The following is a 235-nucleotide window of genomic DNA, read 5'->3' on the forward strand; positions in this document are numbered from 1 at the left end:
GGCCAAATCGATGGGGCGCAACCGCTTTGTCATATTTAATGACACTATGCGCGAGAGGATGCTGCAAGCACTGACGATGGAGCAAGTGATACAACAAGCTCTGGAACAACAACAGTTTACAGCGGTATTTGAACCGGTTTTATGTGGTCAGGCCCGGGATCTTATCGGGTATGAAGTACACACTCAATGGCAACATCCTGAACTTGGCACTCAATACGATTTCAGTAAATATGCT

Annotated in this window: 1 pseudogene; it reads left to right on the forward strand. The window is 46.4% G+C overall.

The features are described from left to right. Positions 1-235 (forward strand): annotated as a pseudogene (locus R0J87_RS24785) (hypothetical protein); the annotation flags it as partial.

The sequence above is a fragment of the Halomonas sp. SIMBA_159 genome (genome assembly GCF_046536035.1).
Taxonomy (GTDB): Bacteria; Pseudomonadota; Gammaproteobacteria; order Pseudomonadales; family Halomonadaceae; genus Vreelandella; species Vreelandella venusta_A.